The sequence below is a fragment of the Bacillus sp. mrc49 genome, assembly GCF_002803435.1.
In genome coordinates this window covers 1-1224 of record NZ_PHNG01000005.1, presented here as the reverse complement: position 1 = coordinate 1224, position 1224 = coordinate 1, and the positions used below count along the sequence as shown (strand labels likewise).

General features: G+C 35.5%; 5 protein-coding genes. All 5 read right to left on the bottom strand.

From position 1 onward, the window contains the following. Positions 1–31: 31 nt before the first annotated feature. The 5 genes from CVN76_RS32035 to CVN76_RS32235 all read right to left on the bottom strand — a co-directional run bounded on the left by CVN76_RS32035 (position 32) and on the right by CVN76_RS32235 (position 1209). The gene (locus CVN76_RS32035; RefSeq protein WP_269799994.1) at positions 32–160 is read right to left on the bottom strand and encodes a hypothetical protein; all 129 of its coding nucleotides are present in this window, start codon (positions 158–160) and stop codon (positions 32–34) included. 13 nt (positions 161–173) lie between these two features. Continuing rightward, a complete protein-coding gene (locus tag CVN76_RS00140; RefSeq protein ID WP_100530060.1) occupies positions 174–293 on the bottom strand; it encodes a DUF3983 domain-containing protein in 120 nt (39 codons plus the stop codon). Then, the gene (locus tag CVN76_RS00135) at positions 283–450 is read right to left on the bottom strand and encodes a Fur-regulated basic protein FbpA (RefSeq protein WP_100530059.1); all 168 of its coding nucleotides are present in this window, start codon (positions 448–450) and stop codon (positions 283–285) included. Before CVN76_RS00135 ends, CVN76_RS00140 begins: the two co-directional genes overlap by 11 nt. 151 nt (positions 451–601) lie before the next feature. Further along, the gene (locus tag CVN76_RS00130; protein ID WP_100530058.1) at positions 602–1141 is read right to left on the bottom strand and encodes an ERCC4 domain-containing protein; all 540 of its coding nucleotides are present in this window, start codon (positions 1139–1141) and stop codon (positions 602–604) included. After that, positions 1138–1209: a YopX family protein gene (locus CVN76_RS32235; RefSeq protein ID WP_442857515.1), complete on the bottom strand. Its 72-nt coding sequence runs from the start codon at positions 1207–1209 to the stop codon at positions 1138–1140. The genes CVN76_RS00130 and CVN76_RS32235 overlap by 4 nt, the downstream gene beginning before the upstream one ends. Positions 1210–1224: the final 15 nt, after the last annotated feature.

The following is a 1224-nucleotide window of genomic DNA, read 5'->3' as shown; positions in this document are numbered from 1 at the left end:
AGCAAGCAGCACATCATTTTTTAATTGATCATCAATTGTATTCATTTAACTTACTCCCATCCTTAAATCCTTTTTCATAAGCACCTGCAGAAAATAAAGACATGAAGAACATCCCGACCCAAGCCCCAACAATGAATGCCACCATTACGAAAATGAACATCTGCCCACCCCTTTTATTTTCTTTCTTCAAGAAAACCGGACTTCACAAAGATGTTTCTCCAAGCATGATTCAAGCGATCCTTTTCTCTTTTGGCTAGAGACTTTTTCAACCGGCGTTTTTGTTTATCCGTCATGTTTCTCCCTCGCTTTTTCTGCTTTGTAGATATCCTCCAATTCGCTCAATGTTAGTTCGTAAAGCTGCAATCCCTCCGGCGTTTTGAAATACCCCATATTTAGCAGTTCATTTTTATAAAAGTCTTTTTCAAGTTCGACTCTTTTACGTAAGACCATAGTTCAATCCTTTCTGGCGAAGTTAATATCTAAGATAAAATGACATCCGCATGTACAAGCGAATTTATAATTGTTTAGTCGCTGGCGCTTAACTGAATAAACAATAAACTTACAAGCTGGACAGAAAGCTTTATATCTTTGTCCGGTCATATTAAAAAGCACCGGTCCTAAGATAATGTTTTGCCTGATAATAAAAATGGTGGTATATCCAATTACCACTGAATTTTTGATCTAAATAAACAATTTCAAAATTGTACTTAGCTTTGAATGTATTAAGCCTTCCGAGCAATGCTAATGGATTATACTTGGACCTATACTTTCCTTTCAGCATTTTTTCGTATCCGTGCAGATCTTCCACAATTAAAGTAAAGGGAATATCTTTAGAGCGAATTAATTCATTTTCAAATGCTGTTTGTGTATCTTTTTGAAGATTTCCCGTAATTTCATCCATATGAGCTTTACGTTCTACTCTGCTGCTTAAATAAATATCGCGACTTATTCCCAATTCTTCATTTTTCGGTAACATGCAGCCATAGTCACCAGTGTCGAGTTTTTGAATTTTCACTGGAATGTCTTTTTGCCGTAAATAATCAAGAATATGCCCGTTTACATTTTCACGAGTATCAACAACGATCGTTAATGTTTTTAGTATTTTATTCAATTCCGTATCTGAGTAATGGTAGGAAATCATTGACCTCCCTCCAACAGTTCCGGATTTTCGTGGATGTTTCCGATTACTTCTACTTCATTTCTTAATATTTCTTCATCATCAAT